This window comes from Paeniglutamicibacter sp. GQ140, assembly GCF_059759235.1.
The window spans coordinates 123,850-140,470 of sequence record NZ_JCAXDW010000010.1 but is presented as its reverse complement, the minus strand read 5'-3'; the positions used below and the strand labels follow the sequence as shown (position 1 = coordinate 140,470).

The 16,621-nt window shown below is 67.4% G+C and carries 14 protein-coding genes and 1 tRNA gene; 5 read left to right on the top strand and 10 right to left on the bottom strand.

The window, feature by feature from the left end:
- Positions 1 to 876 precede the first annotated feature (876 nt).
- Entirely contained in the window at positions 877 to 2,901 is a 2,025-nt protein-coding gene (locus tag AC6CHY_RS14640) for a DEAD/DEAH box helicase (protein ID WP_217389516.1), read from the bottom strand.
- A gap of 318 nt (positions 2,902 to 3,219) precedes the next feature.
- Entirely contained in the window at positions 3,220 to 3,909 is a 690-nt protein-coding gene (locus AC6CHY_RS14635; protein ID WP_498227162.1) for an MOSC domain-containing protein, read from the bottom strand.
- A gap of 123 nt (positions 3,910 to 4,032) precedes the next feature.
- Here AC6CHY_RS14635 and AC6CHY_RS14630 point away from each other — a divergent pair, with 123 nt between their 5' ends.
- Both AC6CHY_RS14630 and AC6CHY_RS14625 read left to right on the top strand, forming a co-directional pair.
- Positions 4,033 to 4,470 (top strand): hypothetical protein, encoded by a 438-nt coding sequence (locus AC6CHY_RS14630; protein ID WP_217389376.1) that lies wholly within the window; start codon positions 4,033 to 4,035, stop codon positions 4,468 to 4,470.
- Positions 4,471 to 4,528: 58 nt separating this feature from the next.
- A complete protein-coding gene (locus tag AC6CHY_RS14625) occupies positions 4,529 to 5,716 on the top strand; it encodes an amidohydrolase (RefSeq protein ID WP_498227161.1) in 1,188 nt (395 codons plus the stop codon).
- Positions 5,717 to 5,797: 81 nt separating this feature from the next.
- On the opposite strand, the gene AC6CHY_RS14620 is transcribed toward AC6CHY_RS14625, so the two are convergent.
- Positions 5,798 to 6,955: a cystathionine gamma-synthase gene (locus AC6CHY_RS14620; protein ID WP_498227160.1), complete on the bottom strand. Its 1,158-nt coding sequence runs from the start codon at positions 6,953 to 6,955 to the stop codon at positions 5,798 to 5,800.
- An 18-nt stretch (positions 6,956 to 6,973) separates the two neighbouring features.
- Complete coding sequence (locus AC6CHY_RS14615) at positions 6,974 to 8,350, bottom strand: cystathionine beta-synthase (RefSeq protein WP_498227159.1); 1,377 nt, start codon at positions 8,348 to 8,350, stop codon at positions 6,974 to 6,976.
- Between the two features lie 96 nt (positions 8,351 to 8,446).
- Between AC6CHY_RS14615 and AC6CHY_RS14610 the strand changes: the two genes are divergently transcribed.
- Positions 8,447 to 9,439, top strand: a complete 993-nt coding sequence (locus AC6CHY_RS14610; RefSeq protein WP_498227158.1) for a DNA-3-methyladenine glycosylase family protein — start codon at positions 8,447 to 8,449, stop codon at positions 9,437 to 9,439.
- A gap of 16 nt (positions 9,440 to 9,455) precedes the next feature.
- Here the strand turns inward: AC6CHY_RS14610 and trxA are convergent, their stop codons facing one another.
- Positions 9,456 to 9,827, bottom strand: a complete 372-nt coding sequence (gene trxA, locus AC6CHY_RS14605; RefSeq protein WP_217389371.1) for a thioredoxin — start codon at positions 9,825 to 9,827, stop codon at positions 9,456 to 9,458.
- A 350-nt stretch (positions 9,828 to 10,177) separates the two neighbouring features.
- Here trxA and AC6CHY_RS14600 point away from each other — a divergent pair, with 350 nt between their 5' ends.
- Entirely contained in the window at positions 10,178 to 10,591 is a 414-nt protein-coding gene (locus AC6CHY_RS14600) for a hypothetical protein (protein WP_498227157.1), read from the top strand.
- A gap of 170 nt (positions 10,592 to 10,761) precedes the next feature.
- On the opposite strand, the gene AC6CHY_RS14595 is transcribed toward AC6CHY_RS14600, so the two are convergent.
- Positions 10,762 to 10,843 (bottom strand) — tRNA-Tyr (locus AC6CHY_RS14595).
- Positions 10,844 to 11,001: 158 nt separating this feature from the next.
- Here AC6CHY_RS14595 and AC6CHY_RS14590 point away from each other — a divergent pair.
- Positions 11,002 to 11,490: a YajQ family cyclic di-GMP-binding protein gene (locus AC6CHY_RS14590; RefSeq protein ID WP_217389369.1), complete on the top strand. Its 489-nt coding sequence runs from the start codon at positions 11,002 to 11,004 to the stop codon at positions 11,488 to 11,490.
- A 101-nt stretch (positions 11,491 to 11,591) separates the two neighbouring features.
- On the opposite strand, the gene efeB is transcribed toward AC6CHY_RS14590, so the two are convergent.
- The 4 genes from efeB to AC6CHY_RS14570 form a co-directional block, all read right to left on the bottom strand.
- Positions 11,592 to 12,905, bottom strand: coding sequence for an iron uptake transporter deferrochelatase/peroxidase subunit (efeB, locus tag AC6CHY_RS14585; protein WP_498227156.1), 1,314 nt, complete (start codon positions 12,903 to 12,905; stop codon positions 11,592 to 11,594).
- A 5-nt stretch (positions 12,906 to 12,910) separates the two neighbouring features.
- A complete protein-coding gene (gene efeO / locus AC6CHY_RS14580; RefSeq protein WP_498227155.1) occupies positions 12,911 to 14,071 on the bottom strand; it encodes an iron uptake system protein EfeO in 1,161 nt (386 codons plus the stop codon).
- Positions 14,072 to 14,306: 235 nt separating this feature from the next.
- A complete protein-coding gene (htpX, locus tag AC6CHY_RS14575; protein ID WP_217389366.1) occupies positions 14,307 to 15,176 on the bottom strand; it encodes a zinc metalloprotease HtpX in 870 nt (289 codons plus the stop codon).
- A gap of 105 nt (positions 15,177 to 15,281) precedes the next feature.
- A complete protein-coding gene (locus AC6CHY_RS14570; RefSeq protein ID WP_498227154.1) occupies positions 15,282 to 16,562 on the bottom strand; it encodes an MFS transporter in 1,281 nt (426 codons plus the stop codon).
- Positions 16,563 to 16,621: the final 59 nt, after the last annotated feature.

Below are 16,621 nucleotides of genomic sequence, written 5' to 3'. Positions count from 1 at the left end.
TCGTCGGCCGCCCGGCGGCAGCCCCCTTCGGGACGCTGCCCGCTAGGGCACGGGGGTGCCATCCACCGGGCACCTCTTTGCATGGTCCTCGCGACGCCAAGGTTCGCGTTCGGGCCGGCAACCCGTTCCCCTCCGCGGGTGCAGTTCCCGTCGGGCGAAGCCAGCTGGGACCGGATCCGGGGCTGGCCGCCTACGTCGTAATCGCGATCGGCGAATCCCCGACCGCGACTCCGAGCACCAGGATATCCGGTTCGTCGGCGGCATCCTGGTGTGATTGGACGCAGGCATGGCAACAGCACGCGGGAAAATGATGTCGGATGCTGCGAGCTGCCGACAGCCGGTCCCCAATTCCAGCCCTAGGGTCGCGGCCAGGGGGTCCGCGGGATCCAGGGTCATGCGCGTGCCCTTTTCCGACTCAGTGTCCTCGAGGCGCGCGGCCAGCGCCCGCTCCCCCGGGCCAGCGGGACAAAGCGCACGTGGTGGGCGACGCGACGTGGCTGGCTTCCGGTGCTTCCCCTTCAATCCAACGGTGCCCCTGGCCAATGACTGCACCGTCCTCGTCGTGGTCGATGGATTACCAGCGGTGGGCGCCGGCCCCGCTCCCCGGTTCCGCGCAAAGGCCGCGAAGTCCTCGCAGCCCGGATGATGCCGGTGCCCGCCGGTTCATTAGCCGCGTCCAGATCGACCCCGGAACCCGGCACCACGTGCGTGGCGGCCCGGGAGCCGGCCGGGGCATGGAGGCGCGGCGGTTGCACGTCCGCGCCCTCAGCCCGCCAACGAATCCCGTTACCTGCCGGAACAAACAAAACCCCCGGCGGCGGCGCCCTCCCGTTTCCGGAAACGCGCCCCCACCGGGGGTCGTTGTTTATTTAGTGCTTAGTAGTCGCGACGACGCGGGCCACCGGTGCCACCGGCGGTGCGGGGCTTGCGCGAGGAGCCGCCGAAGCTGCGCTCACCGGCACCGGCGTTGCCGCGGTAGCCACCGCTGCGCTCGCCACCGGCGTTGCGGTCGTAGCCGCCACGGCCGCCTTCGGAGGAGCCTCCTTCGGTGCGACGGTCGTTGCCACCGCGGTAGCCACCGCCGCCACCGCTGCGTGCGCCACCCTGGTAGCCGCCGCCACCGCCGCGGCCTCCGCCGTAGCCGCCGCGTCCGCCACCCTGGTAGCCGCCTTCGCGGCCACCCTCGCGGTCGGACTTCGGGCTGCGCCCGTTGTCCAGCTCAAGGTGGATCAGCTCGCCGCCGATGCGGGTGCGGGAAAGCGAGCGGAGCTGCTCGGACGACAGGTCTGCCGGCAGTTCCACCAGGGTGTGGTCGGCACGGATGTCGATGCCGCCGATCTGGGCGGAGGTCAGGCCGCCTTCGTTGGCAAGTGCGCCAACGATGGAGCCGGGCATGACGCGCTGGCGACGTCCCACCGCGAGGCGGTAGGTGGCGTTGCCTTCGGTCAGGGCGCGGGACGGGCCGCGGGAGCCGAAGCCGTCCTTGCCGCCGCCTGCAAGGCGTGCCTGCTTGGCCGGGGCAACCGGAAGTTCCTGCATGAGCAGCGGGCGGCCGCCCTGTGCCATGTGGGCAAGCGCCGCGGCGATCTCGACCTCGGTGATGTCCTCGTGCTCGGCCGAGTACTTCTCCACCAGGTTGCGGAAGACCGTGAGGTCCTGCGAGGAGATGGTCTCACCGATCTGGTCGGCGAACTTGGCCAGGCGCTTGTCGTTCACGGCGTCGACGCTCGGCAGGTGCATGTGCTCGACCGTCTGGCGGGTGGCCTTTTCGATGGCACGCAGCAAGTACTTTTCGCGCGGGGTCATGAAGAGGATCGCGTCGCCCGAGCGGCCTGCACGGCCGGTGCGGCCGATGCGGTGAACGTAGGACTCGGTGTCGTGCGGGATATCGAAGTTGATCACGTGGGACACGCGCTCAACGTCGAGGCCGCGGGCCGCGACGTCGGTGGCAACCAGGATGTCGATCTTGCCATCGCGGAGGTTCTCGATGGTGCGCTCGCGCTGCTGCTGCGGGATGTCGCCGTTGATGGCTGCGGCGGTGAAGCCGCGGGACTTGAGCTTGTCGGCCAGGTCCTCGGTTGCCATCTTGGTGCGCACGAAGGCGATAACGCCTTCGGACTTTTCAGACTCCAGGATGCGGGTCATGGCGTCGAGCTTGTGGGCTCCCATGACCTGCACGTAGCGCTGGCGGATGTTGGTGCCGGTCGAGGTGTTCGACTTGACCGAGACTTCCTGCGGGTTGCGCAGGTACTGCTTGGAGATGCGGCGGATCGAGGAAGGCATGGTGGCCGAGAACAGCACGACCTGCTTCTCTTCCGGGGTGGCCTCGAGGATCTTGTCGACCTCTTCGGCGAAGCCCATGCGCAGCATTTCGTCGGCCTCATCAAGGACCACGTACTGCAGGTCCGAGAGGTCCAGGGAACCCTTGTTGATGTGGTCGATGACGCGGCCCGGGGTGCCGACGACAACCTGGGCGCCGCGGCGCAGGCCTGCAAGCTGCGGGCCGTAGGCGGATCCGCCGTACACGGGAAGGACGGTGAAGTCGCCCATGTGCTTGGCGTAGGAGGTGAAGGCCTCGGCGACCTGGAGCGCGAGCTCACGGGTCGGGGCAAGAACCAGGACCTGGGTCTTGCGTGCGGTGCCGTTCAGGTCGGCAAGTTCGGCCATCTTGGACAGCGCGGGAAGGGCGAACGCGGCGGTCTTGCCGGTGCCGGTCTGTGCAACGCCGACGACGTCGCGGCCTTCGAGCAGCAGCGGGATGGTCGCAGCCTGGATCGGGGAGGGCTTTTCATAGCCCAGATCGGAGACGGCGGCGAGGACGCGGCCGTCGAGGCCCAGATCGGTGAAGAGAATCGAATCTTCTTCGGTCTTGGTTTCGGCGGTGGGCTGGTTTTCGGGCATGTCGGAAGACACGGAGAATTACCTCATTCATAGGGGCGGAATAGACCCCGTATCAACGAGGTTCCGCAGCACAATCGGACGCATCACTTTGGTCCGGCGACTCCCCTATGAAAGCAACAACCCGCACGCAATTGGCGGGCTCACACACGACGAGCTCCTGCCTCAATTATTGGGCAGAATGCGAGGGAAGCCGGATACAGTGAACACCTAATACTATCGTCCCGTGCGTAACTTGGGGGACTTAATCCCGGTGAGGTTGCGCACACGCCACTCCCAGCCGGTCTATGATGTGCCTCGATTGCGCATTTGGCGCACGTGTCACTGCCCCGCTTCGGGCTCCGGAAGCGTGCGCAGGACCTTGGCCGGCAGCGGGCGTCCGCTGGCGTGTTGGTATTCCAGCAACCGTTCGGCCTGTTCAGGGGTGGGCCCCACAAAGATATCGCGCACCCGCACCCCGTGTTCGGGCCGCGAGATCACCTCGATCGGGTCACCGGCACCGATTTTTCCGGTCCGGACCACCTTCAGGAAACAGCCCACATCCCCGCGTTCGGTGAAGCGGCGCACCCAGTTCTCCTCCCCCACGTGCCGGGCAAAGGTCGAACAGGGAATCCGCGGGCAGGTGACCTCCAGGACCACCGACTTGCCGATGGCCCAGCGCTCCCCCACGACCGCGTCAGTGGTGTCGATCCCGGAGACCCGCAGGTTCTCCCCGAACAGGCCGGCCTGAATCTCCCTGCCCAGTTCCCCGCCCCAGCGACCGGCCTCGGCCTGCGAGTACGCGTAGACGGCCTGGACGTGGCCGCCGTGGTGTTCCCGGTCCACCTGTACATCCGCGTACAGCCCCATTTTGCGCACCTTGACCGGGCCGTCGATCGGCCGCTTGTCGATTGCGGTGGTGCCCACGGGGCCGGCATCCGGCTTCAGCGCATGGACAACGCAGACCGCCTCCAGGGTGCCGGTGGCGACAGGCACTGTTTCGGGGCGGCCGGGTTCGGGGGAAATACTCATGCGATAAATCCTATAAGGCAAGGTGCAGAACCTCCCCCGGCGCGCCACGGAATCCGCACTGCGGCGTTCTTCCGGTAACCTGCGGTGCATGGAGAAGCCTGAAAACAATCCCGTGGCCGCCGAGTGAAGAACGTGAAATCGGCGCTCCCGACCTCGCTGCGTGTCGCCCGCTGGTGGTGGACCGCCGCCGCGCTATCCGCGGTGGCCTTCGCCGGCGGTTTCTTCCTCAATGCAACCGCGCGCCCCGGCAACGAGGCCCCCGGCTTCTGGGGCGCCGGCATCGCACTGGTGGGCCTCGGCCTGGTCATCGGCTTTTGCACCCTCCAGCTCTGGCGCGGGAAGCTCGCCGGCCGGATGTCCCTGATCTGGTGCGGGGTCATCGTGGGTGTCCCGCTGCTGACCCGCGGCGTGCGGGTGGGCATCTTCGGCGCGCTGCTGCTGGTGGGAGTCGCCCTGCTTTTCAGCCCCGGCACCGTGAAGTACTTCGCCCCGCAATCCAAGGCCGCCCGCGCGCAGCGCAAGGCCGAACGCCAACGCCGCAAGCGGGAAAACGCCGGCTGAACCGCCGCTTGCCGGCCCGGGCGTGTTCGCGGGCGGCAATCCATGGAAGAGTGCCTTCATGAGTACTTTTGCCATCACCAATGCGTTCATCGTGCCCATCTCCGGGGAGAACTTCACCGGCAGCCTCATCGTCAAGGACGCGGCGATCGCCGCGCTGGGTCCCGATCTGCCGATCCCCGAGGACACTCCCGTCTTTGATGCCGAAGGCGCGTGGCTGCTGCCCGGGTTCATCGATGCGCACGTCCACCTGGGCATGCACCCGGAGGGCGAGCACGAGGCCGGGTCGGACGTGAACGAGATGACCGACCCGAACATGGCGGCGGTCCGCGCCCTGGATGCCATCGACCCCTTTGACTCCGGCTTCGACGACGCCTTGGCCGGCGGGGTGACGACAGTGAACGTGAACCCCGGGTCGGGGAACCCGATCGGCGGGCAGACCGCGGCCATCCACACGCACGGTCGCTGGATCGACGAGATGGTGCTGCGGTCCCCCAGCGGCATCAAGTCCGCCCTCGGTGAGAACCCCAAGCGCATCTACGGCGCCAAGGACAAGACCCCCTCCACCCGGCTGGGCACCGCGATGGTCATCCGCCAGGCGTTCATCGAGGCACAGGACTACCTGGCCGCCCACGACCCGGCCAAGCGCGATGCGAGGCTCGAGGCCCTGGGCATGGTGCTGCGCCGGGAGATCCCGTGGCGCCAGCACTGCCACCGCGCCGACGACGTGGCCACGGCCCTGCGCCTGGCCGCCGAGTTCGGCTACGAGCTGGTCCTTGACCACGGCACCGAGGCCCACGTCGTCGCCGACGTGGTCGCCGAGCGGAAGGTGCCGGTGCTCATCGGCCCGCTGTTCACCACCAAGTCGAAGGTCGAGCTGCGCGGCCGGTCGCTGGCCAACCCGCGCCGGCTCGCCGAGGCCGGGGTCGAGATCTCGATCATCACCGACCACCCGGTGGTCCCGATCAACTTCCTGGTCCACCAGTGCACGCTGGCGGTGAAGGAGGGCCTGGATCCCGGGACCGCGCTGCGGGCGATCACCCTGAACCCGGCGAGGGTGCTGGGCTTGGCCGACCGCCTGGGCTCGCTGGAGACCGGCAAGGATGCGGACCTGGTGCTGTGGAGCGGGGACCCGCTGGATGTGATGTCCCGGGCCCTGCGCGTGTGGATCGGCGGGAAACAGGTCATGGAATACGACGCGGCTACCCGCACCCCCGTCGTGGCACCGCGCAAGGTCGTGCCCGAGTAGGCGGGCGCAGAGGACGGGGCCGCGCCCCGGGGGTGAACTGCTCCCCCGGCGCGCGGCCCCCGTTTGGTTTCGGCCCGCTGCCTACAGCTTGGCGAAGGCCTGGTCGAGGTCCGCGATGAGGTCCTGGACGTCCTCGATGCCCACCGAGAGGCGCAGCAGGTTCACCGGCACCGCCAGCTCGGTGCCCTTGACCGAGGCGTGGGTCATTTCCGAGGGGTAGTTCATCAGCGACTCGATGCCGCCCAGGGACTCGGCCAGGGTGAACACGCGGGTGGCCTCGGCCACGATGCGCGCCGCGTCCTCGCCGCCGGTGAACTGCACCGAGACCATGCCGCCGAAGTCGCGCATCTGCGCCTTGGCCAGCTCGTGGCCCGGGTGCGACTCGAGGCCCGGGTAGTGCACGGCCTCGACCTCGGGGCGCTGCGCCAGCCACTGGGCCACGGCCATCGCGTTTTCCGAGTGGGTGCGCATGCGCACGCCGAGGGTCTTCAGGCCGCGGGTGGTCAGGAACGCGTCCATCGGGCCGGAGACCGCGCCGACGGCGAACTGGATGAAGCCGATGGCCTCGGCCAGCACCGGGTCCTTGACCACGATGGCGCCGCCGACCACGTCGGAGTGCCCGCCGATGTACTTGGTGGTGGAATGCACCACGACGTCCGCGCCCAAATCCAGCGGCTGCTGCAGGTATGGGGAGGCAAAGGTGTTGTCCACCACCAGCAGGGCGCCGGCGGCGTGGGCGATCTCGGCGATGGCGGCGATGTCGGAGATGCGCATCATCGGGTTCGACGGCGTCTCGACCCAGACCAGGCGGGTCTTGTTTGCCGCGACGGCCGCCTTCAGCGCCTCGTGGTCGGACATGTCCACCGGCGTGTTGCCGATCCCCCAGCCGCCCAGGACCTTGGAAATCAGCCGGTAGGTCCCGCCGTAGGCGTCGTTGCCCAGCACGATGTGGTCACCGGGTTCGGCCAGCGCGCGGATCAGCGAGTCCTCGGCGGCCAGGCCGGAGGAGAAGGAGAAGGCGTGGGTGCCGTTCTCCAGCGCGGCCAGCTGTTCCTGCAGGGCGTCGCGGGTGGGGTTGCCGCCGCGGCCGTACTCGTAGCCGGCGCGCAGGTTCCCGATGCCGTCCTGGGCGTAGGTCGAGGAGAAGTGCAGCGGCGGGACCACGGCCCCGGTGCGCGGCTCGAATTCCTGCCCGGCGTGCACGGCGCGGGTGTTGAATCCTGGGATGTTCTCAGTCATGTCTGGGAGCCAACTTTCTTAGTGGGTGAGGTAGGTCAGCAGGTCGTGGCGGGTGATGACCCCGACCGCGGCCCCGTCGTCGGTGACCAGCAGGGCGTCGTGCTCCGAGAGCCGTTCCTTGGCGCGGTCGATGGTTTCGTGGATGCCGATCAGCGGCAGCGCGGTGGTCACCAGCGGGCCCACCGGGTCGGTCAGGGCGATCTCGTTGCGGAAGAGCTTTTCGGTCAGCGTGCGCTCGTCGATGTAGCCGCGCACCTCGCCGAGGCGGACCGGGGGCTCGGCGGAGAGCACCGGCAGGGCCGAGACGCCGTATTCGTTCATCACGCCGATGGCGTCGCGGACGGTCTCCTTCAGGTGCGTGTGGACCAGGTCCGGCAGGTCCTTCGGCTTGGCCGCGAGCAGCTGTCCCACGGTGTCCGCCGAGTCGTCGCGCAGGAAGCCGTAGGAGCGCATCCAGGAGTCGTTGAAGATCTTGCCCAGGTAGCCGCGCCCGCCGTCGGGCAGGATCACCACGACCACTGCCGCCGCCGGAAGGTCCTTGGCCGCCTGCAGTGCCGCGACCACCGCCATGCCGGAGGAACCCCCGACCAGCAGGCCCTCTTCCTTGGCCAGGCGGCGGGTCATCGCGAATGCGTCCGCGTCGGTCACGGCGATGACCTCGTCGGGGACCGCCGGGTCGTAGTTGCCCGGCCACATGTCCTCGCCGACGCCCTCGACGAAGTAGGGGCGGCCCGTGCCGCCGGAGTAGACCGAGCCGTCCGGATCGACGCCGATGACCTTCACCGGGCCGGAGGAGCGGTCGGCGGAGATTTCCTTGAGGTAGCGCCCGGTGCCGGTGATGGTGCCGCCGGTGCCGGCGCTGATGACCACATGGGTCAGCGTGCCGTCGGTGTCGTTCCAGATTTCCGGACCCGTGGACTCGTAGTGGCTCTCCGGGGCCGCGGGGTTGGAGAACTGGTCGGGCTTGTACGCCCCGGGGATCTCGCGCACCAGGCGGTCCGAAACGCCGTAGTAGGACTCGGGGGAATCGGGGGCCACCGCGGTGGGGGTCACCACCACCTCGGCGCCATAGGCGCGCAGCACGTCGCGCTTTTCCTCCCCGACCTTGTCCGGGGTCACGAAGATGGTCTTGTAGCCCTTGAGCTGGCCGACCATGGCCAGTCCCACCCCGGTGTTGCCGCTGGTGGGCTCAACGATGGTGCCGCCCGGAAGCAGCTTCCCGTCGGCCTCTGCGTTTTCCACCATTTTCAGGGCGATCCGGTCCTTGATGGACCCGCCGGGGTTCAGGTATTCCAGCTTGACGAGGATGGTTGCCTCGATGCCGGCGGTGACCGAATTGAGCTTGACCAGCGGGGTGTTCCCAATCAGGTCCAGGACTGTGCGCGCATACTTCATGGCGCTCACTCTACCGGCGCCCCGTCACATTCCCGACGCCGTTCGTAGTGATTCTTCATGCGCTGGAAGGGCCGGTGCCGATGAGAGTATGGATGCATGCCCCTTACCCCTTCGACCCCGTTGCCGGCATGCGACGCGCAGGCCTCCTGGAGGCCGCACGGGCCCTATTCCCTGCGCCAGTCCCTGGGCATCCTGCAACGCGGCGCCGGGGACCCGGCCACCCGGGTCGGGGACACGGGTGCATGGTTGTGTTTCCACACCCCTGCCGGTCCGGTCACCCTGTTGGCCACCCGTTCGGTGGGACTGCATGCGGAAGTCTTGCTCAGGGCCTGGGGCCCGGGATCCGCACACGCGGTGGAGCGCGGCCTGCACCTGCTGGGGGCCTATGACGACTGGAGCACCTTCGATTCCCCGGAAACCAGGGTTCGGTTGCACCCGGTCGTGGCCAGCAGCCGGAAATCCAATCCGGGGCTGCGGTTCCCCTCCACCGGGCGCATCTTCGATGCCCTGCTTCCGGCGATCCTGGAACAGAAAGTCACGGTGCTCGAGGCCAACTTCGCCTGGCGCTACCTCTGCCTGGCCGTCGGCGAATTGCCCCCGGGCCCCGCCCCGTCCGGCATGCGCCTGCCGCCGACGCCGGCGGCCGTCCGCTCGCTGCAACCGTGGCAGTGGCACCAGGCCCGCGTTGATTCCAAGCGTTCGGCCACAGCGCTCCGGGCCGCCGTGGCGGCCCCCGCCCTCGAGCGCTGGGCATTGCTGGAGCTGGGGGCCAGACGGGAGAACACCATGGGTGCCGGAACGTTGTCCGCGGCGCTGGCATCGCTTCCCGGCGTGGGACCGTGGAGCATCGCCGAGGTCCCGCAGCGCACCCATGGTGCCGCGGACCACGTCTCGGTGGGCGATTTCCACCTCGCCGCCTTCGTCGGGCAGGTGCTCACCGGACGCCGGGTCGACGACGCCGGGATGCTCAAGTTGCTGGAACCCTTCTCCGGGCATCGCCAGCGCGTGGTGCGCTTGATCGGGTTGTCCGGGCACCGCAAGCAGGCCTTTGGCCCGCGCCTGGCGCCGATGGACCACCGGCGCCGCTAGGGCGCCGGGGAGAAAGCTACTGGGCCTGGGCCTCTTGCTCGGCGATCTGTGCGTGCACCTGCTGCATGTCGATGCCCTTGACGGCCACAACCAGGTCATCGAGCTGCGAGGCGTTCATCGCGCCGGGCTGCGAGAAGACCAGCACCTTGTCGCGGAAGGCCATCAGCGTCGGGATTGAGGTGATGTTCGCGGCGCGTGCCAGGCCCTGTTCGGCCTCGGTGTCCACCTTGGCGAATTTCACATCGGGGTACTTCTCGGAAATGTCGTCATAGACCGGGGCGAATTGGCGGCAGGGTCCGCACCACGCCGCCCAAAAATCCACGAAGACAATGTCATTTTCTTCCAACGTCGTCGTGAACTCAGACTCGGTGATATTGATAGTAGCCATATACCAACGGTACCGCGTGAAGCAGGAGTCGCCGCAGTCGGCACTCGGATTTTGGCTTCCCCACGCCGTTTTCACCTCCCCGTCACGACCACGGGCAACAAGTTATCCACAATCTATTCCGGCAGCCCCCATCCATGCGCACGCCTCCGTATGCTCAAGGAAATGCCACAGCCGACCAAGGAGGCAGCCATCCACCAAAGCATCGGGCGAAGCGCGGGTCTTGTGGTCCCATCCGGTTCGCCAGCCAGGCCCGTTCCCAGGGGGAAACAGCGGGCGCCACGGATAACAGGAAGGATGCATCCTGACCCGGACCGCGTAGAGACGGATGCGGGTCGGCTGCCAACTCGGATATGACACGCTGCACCTTGTTGCTGATTACGACCGGGGAATCCGGGCGGAAGGCCCTCTCCGAAGGAATGCTGCTCGCGGAGCGCTACGTCGACGCACTGCCCATGGATTTGGCCATCGTTGAATCCACGCCTTTTGCGGTTGCCCCCGCACTGCGGATCCAGGAACGGGTTTCATTTCCCGGCCCGCTGGAAGACACCACGGCCGCGGCCACTGCCGTTGGGCCATTGCAGGCCATCTGGAATGGCAAGCGGTGGCTCACCCCCGGCTCTTGCCCTCCCAGGCCGAGGGAAGACAACGGGGCGACGGAATGGCAGTGGGCGCACTATCACGCAGTGTTGTCGGCCCCGCGCGATTCCATCATGTTGCTCTGGGACATCTATGTGGTCCCGATGAGCGAGAAGTTGGCCGCATGAATCTTGGGTGGTGGGCATCGCCCGACTTAGGGATGTTGAGTGGGTCACATTCCGGAACGAAGCCCGCCGCCCGACTTCCAATCAGGCCCCCACCTGCAGCAACGCGGTCCGGGCACGAAAAAGCCCGTGTTCAAATCTTGTGGATTTGAACACGGGCTTTGTTCATTCGGTGGCAGATACTGGATTCGAACCAGTGAAGGCGTTGCCAGCTGATTTACAGTCAGCCCCCTTTGGCCGCTCGGGTAATCTGCCGAATTGTTCCCTTCGGAACGAGTAGAAACTCTACCCGACTATTTCCCAAGAGTGCAAATCGAGGGTTCGACGGCGCGTCAGCACATGGTTCCTCCGGGCATTTGGGGCGCCCCGGTACTCTTGTAGGCAAAGCACAATCACTACCCAAGGAGGCTCACATGGCGAGCGATTCAACTTTTGATGTTGTCAGCAAGGTTGACAGCCAGGAAGTGTCCAATGCACTGAACCAGGCGCAGAAGGAAATAGTCCAGCGCTACGACTTCAAGGGCATCGGCGCCGAGATTGACTTCAGCGGCGAAAAGATCCTCATGAAGGCAAACTCCGAGGAACGCGTCAAGGCGGTTCTCGACGTCTTCCAGTCCAAGCTGGTCAAGCGCAACATCTCACTGAAGTCCCTGGAAGCCGGAGAACCATTCGCTTCGGGCAAGGAATACCGCATCGAGGCCGAGATCGTTGAAGGCATCGCCCAGGATGTGGCAAAGAAGATCAACAAGTTGATCCGCGACGAGGCCCCCAAGGGTGTGAAGTCCACCATCCAGGGTGACGAACTTCGCGTGTCTTCCAAGTCCCGCGACGACCTGCAGGCAACCATGACGCTGCTGCGCGGCTTTGAGGAAGCAGACCTGCAGTTCGTGAACTTCCGCTAAGCGAAGTTCTTGATCGTGCGGCTCCGCCGCGGACAACGGGAGGCTGTCACCACCAGAGGTGACGGCCTCCCGTTGCTTTAGGTGCGGCACCGCGGCAGCCATCAGCCAAACAGGCCCTGCCCGAGATATTGGCCCTCCCGCACCCCCGGCGGGACGGCGAAGAGCCCGGACCCGGTGTGCTTCAGGTATTCAACGAGCGCATCGTTCCTCGCCATGGCATTTTGCATCGGCACGTAGTGCGTGCGCGGATCCACCACGAACGCTATGAAGAACAGACCCGCATCCAGGCGGCCCAGGCCATCGGAGCCGTCGGTGTAGTTGAAGCCGCGGCGCAACATCTGCACGCCGCCGTTGGCCGAGGGGTGGGCCAGCGCCACGTGTGAATCCACCGGCATGATTGGCCCTCCGCGCCCCGCCATGGCAAAGTCCGGCTTGGAGAATTCAGTGCCGCCGGACAGCGGTGCACCCTCGCGCTTGGTGCGGCCGAAGATGTTTTCCTGTTCGCGCAAGGACGTCCGGTCCCAGGTTTCGATGTGCATGCGGATACGGCGCGCCACCATGTAGGTGCCGCCGTTCATCCACGCCTCAGCGCCGGTGGCGCCATCGACCCAGACGTGTTCGTCCAGGGCCTTTTGCTCCTCCGCCTTCAGGTTTGCCGTGCCGTCCTTGAAGCCGAAGAGGTTCCTCGGGGTGGCCTGTGCGGTGGACGTCGAGGAGGTGCGGCCAAAACCGATCTGGGACCACCGCACCCGCGCCCGGCCAAAGGCAATGCGCGCTAGGTTCCGCACCGCATGGACCGCCACCTGCGGGTCATCCGCGCAGGCCTGGACCACGAGGTCTCCCCCGCTGCGGGCTTCCTCCAATGCATCGCCGGGGAAGTGCGGCAACGCGATCAGCGCCGCGGGAATCCTTCCCTCCAACCCGAACCGCGGGCCGTGCGCGTCCGCGAAGAGGCTGCGGCCAAAGCCCACGGTGATGCTCAGGTGGCTCGCCGACAGGCCCAGGGCCTCGCCGGTGTCCTCCGGCGGCGCATCGTAGCTGCCCCCGGTGGCCCCGGACTCCCCCACGTCAGCGCCGCGCATCAGCTGTTCGATGGCTGCCGTCCATTCGGTGAGCAGGGCAATGAGCTCCCGCCGGCTCTCGGCGGTGACGTCAAAGGCCGCGACGTGCATGCGATCCTGCGCCGGTGTGGCGATGCCGGGTTGGTGGGGGCCATGGAATGCCACGACGTCGCCGGCGGGCTCCTGGGCGGCACCGAGCTTGGCGTGCCCCAGGGCACCGGCGGCAACCCCGAGCCCGCCGGCCCCCGCCGCGACCAACAGGGAGCGCCTGCTGGGCAAGGCCCGCCCCGACCCTTCCTCCGGAGCCACGTGATCTCCCCCGGTACCCGCCGTGGCGCTGGCCTTGCTGCGCATTGTCCCTACTTCACCACGGCGGCGGTCAGCCTGGACAGCGGCTCGGCCAGCGCGTCGACCGCGGCGCTGAGTTCCTGCACCTGTGCCCGGTTGAGCTTGTCATAGAACACGAATCCCTCGCCCACCTTGTGCTGGTCGAGCAGCTTTTGCAGTTCGTCGAATTTCTGCTGCAGCGAGGCGTCCAATTCCGCGTCGGAATCGGAGAGCAGCGGCTTGAGGTCCTCGTAGGCGATGCGGGCGCCATCGATGTTTGCCTGGAAATCCCAGAGGTCGGTGTGCGACCAGATTTCCTCCTCGCCGGTCACCTTCCCGGTGGCGACCTCGTCGAGCAGTTCCTTGGCGCCGTTGGCGAGCTTGTCCGGGGTGTAGGTCAGCTCGCGGGTGCGCTTGTAGAGTTCCCCGGTGTCGGCGACCATCTTGGCGGCCAGCTCCGAGCGTTCGGCGTCGCTCATCGCCTTGTATCCGGTGGCCGGCGGCCAGAGGTCCTTCTCGGCGCGGTGCCAGCCCGTCCACTCCTGTCCCTCTTCCAGGTCCGCCTCGCGGGCGTCCAGGATCGGGTCGAGGTCGCCGAAGGATTCGGCGACAGGTTCGATGCGCTCCCAGTGCATGCGCACCACGGGGTACAGCTCCTTCGCGGTGGCCGTGTCCCCGTCGGTGAAGGCCTTGGCGAATTCCCCGGTGCCCGTCACCAGCTGCCCGGCCTGGTCCTTGACGTAGGCGGCGTACAGCGTGACGGCCTGCCGCTGCTTCTCCGCCCGGTCGGTGCTGATGTTCTGCCCCTCGGGTGCGGCGCTGAGCACCAAGTCGGCGCGGATGCCGTCGCCCACCATTCCGGGTTTGCAGGCGGTGACGTACTTTCCTTCCGGTGCCACCACGATCAGGTCCCGGGTCAGTCCGGGGCCGATGTTCTCCACCTCGCCAATGACGCGCAGCCCGTCCTCGGCCAGGAGGTAGAACTCCGTGACCCGGTTGCCCTCGTTCTTCACGTTGAAGGTGACGGTTCCGCCGGGTGCGGTCGCAGTGGAGAGCGTGCAGGAGTCCTCGCTGCTGGTGACCTGGATGGGCCCCTCCCCATCAGCCTCGGGGGTGGTGCCGGTGCAGCCGGTGACTGACAGCGCCGCCACGGACAGTACCGCCGTGAACCGGAGCGGGCGAGCGATTTTCATGGGGTCCTCGGGTGTGGGTGGGTCACGGACGGGTCAGACGGAAAGCCGCGGCGGGATTGTTGCCCGCTTGGATCCATTGTGGGTGCGAACCCTGCGGAAATAAAGGGGATCGTCGGCGGCGCGACGCAGGCGATCCGGGTGACCCGCCGGGACGGCCGGTTGATGCGACACGAAAAACGGTCCCGGGCCAAGGCCCGGGACCGTTGCTTGGGTTCCGTGGTGGTGCGGGCTACCGTCAGTAGCCTAGGGACTGGCCCGCCATCTTTTCCAGCCGGGCCACGCGGTCGTCCATCGGCGGGTGCGTGGCAAAGAGCTTCCGGGCACCTGCAAAGGGGTTGGCGATCATCAGGTGCGAGGTGTTCACCAGGCGCTGGTCGTCGGCCGGCAGCGGGGCACGCTGCACGCCGCCCTCGAGCTTGCGCAGTGCCGAGGCCAGTGCCAGCGGGTCGTTGGTCAGCTTGGCCCCGTCCTCGTCGGCATCGTATTCGCGGGTGCGGCTGATGGCCATCTGGATGACGGTCGAGGCCAGCGGAGCCAGCAGCGACATGGCGATCAGGGCGATCGGGTTGGAGTTGCGTCGGTCGCCGCCTCCGAAGAAGAGCATCATCTGCGCCACCGAGGTGATGACACCGGCAACGGCCGCGGCCACCGAGGAGGTGAGGATGTCCCGGTTGTAGACGTGCATCAGCTCGTGGCCCAGCACCCCGCGCAACTCGCGTTCATTGAGCAGGTGCAGGATGCCCTCGGTGCAGCACACCGCGGCATTTTCCGGGTTGCGTCCGGTGGCGAAGGCATTGGGCGCGTTGGTCGGGGAAACATAGAGGCGCGGCATCGGCTGCTGGGCGGCAATGGAGAGCTCGCGAACGATCCGGTGCATGGCAGGCTGTTCCGCCTCGGTGACCGGGTAGGCCTGCATCGAGCGGATCGCCAGCTTGTCGGAATTCCAGTAACCGTAGGCCGTCGTTGCCACGCCGATGAGGGCGAAGATCCAGATAAAACTGCTGCTTCCGGTCCCGGACGCCAGCAGGGCACCAATGGCCAGCAGCAGCGCGAACATGCCGCCAAGCAACCCCGCCGTCTTCAGGCCGTTGTTGTGATTGTGCACTGTGTTTCTCTCCTCGGGGTACGGTTCGGCCGCGTCGTGCCGATTGTTGGGTCCAGTCTAGTGAACGTGTCTGGGAGCGTGCTTTGTTCCCGCCGGGAGCACCGCTCAGGGCTTCGGTTCCCGCGCGTCGTAGCGCAGGAACCCGGGCTCCCAGCGCATCAGTGCGGCGGCGGCCGCAATGCACGCAATCCCGCCGAGAAGTAGCGTCCAGCCTTCGCCGATGCCGCCGGCGACGGAACCGGAGAGCATTTCCCCCAGCCGCGGCCCGCCGGCGACCACCACGATGAAAACCCCCTGCAGGCGCCCGCGCAGGTGATCCGGGGTGGCGGTTTGCAGGATGGTGGTGCGGAAGACCGAGGAAACGGCGTCGGCAACGCCGGCCAACGCCATGCATGCCGCGGCCGGCCAGATCCAGGCACCGGCGGTGCCGTCGGGCGGAACCGGGCTGCGGGCGGCCAGGATGACGACGGCACCGAAGAGGCCGATGCTCGCTCCCCAGGCACAGACGCAGATGAACACCGCCACGCCGTGGCGGTGGATCCGTCCCACGGGCCCGGAGAACAGTCCCGCCAGGAAGGCACCCATGGCCGTCGCCGCCAGGAGGACGCCCATGGTCAGCTCGCCACCGCCGATCAGCACGGCCCCGATGGCGGGAAGCAGCGCCCGGGGTGCGGCCAGGACCATGGCCGCCAGGTCGATCAGGAAGGTCATGCGGACATTGGGCTGGGTGCCCAGGAACCTGAACCCCTCGATGACCGACCGCAGCCCGGCCTTCGCCGGCGTTCCCTCAGGCGGCAGCGAGGGCAGCTTGTAGACGGACCACACGGCGGCGCCATAGGTCAGCACATCGATGGAGTAGGTCCAGCCGAACCCGATTTGGGCAACCAGCAGCCCGCCGAGCAACGGCCCGACCATCTGGGCGATGCCGAAGGTGACCATGTTCAGCGAGTTGGCCGCCGGCAGGGCCTTGAGCCCGACGATGGCCGGGATGATGGCCCCCCGGGTGGGCTGGTTGATGCCGCCGGCCGCGGAGTGGACGGCCACCAGCCCATAGAGCACCCAGACGTTGTCCACGCCCAGCCAGGCCTGGGCAGCAATGGCGGCCGTGGCGGCCCACAGCACCAGCGCCGAGGCCAGCGCGACCTTGCGGCGGTCATGGGCATCGGCGATGGAACCGCCGTACAGGCCCGTCAGCACCAGCGGCACCAGCGCGAAGGCGCCCAGCAGGCCGACGTAGAGGCTGGAGCCCGTCAGGGCGTAGACCTCGAGGCTGACCGCCACGAGGGTGAGTTGTCCGCCGACAGCCGAGAGGGCATTGCCGATCCACAGCCTCTTGAAGGCGGGGCTTTCGCGCAAGGGGGTCAGGTCGGCAAGGAGTCGGGCCACGGATCGAGTCTAGCGACAGCGGCCGCAACACGCCGACCCTTATCTTGACAGATTCAAAA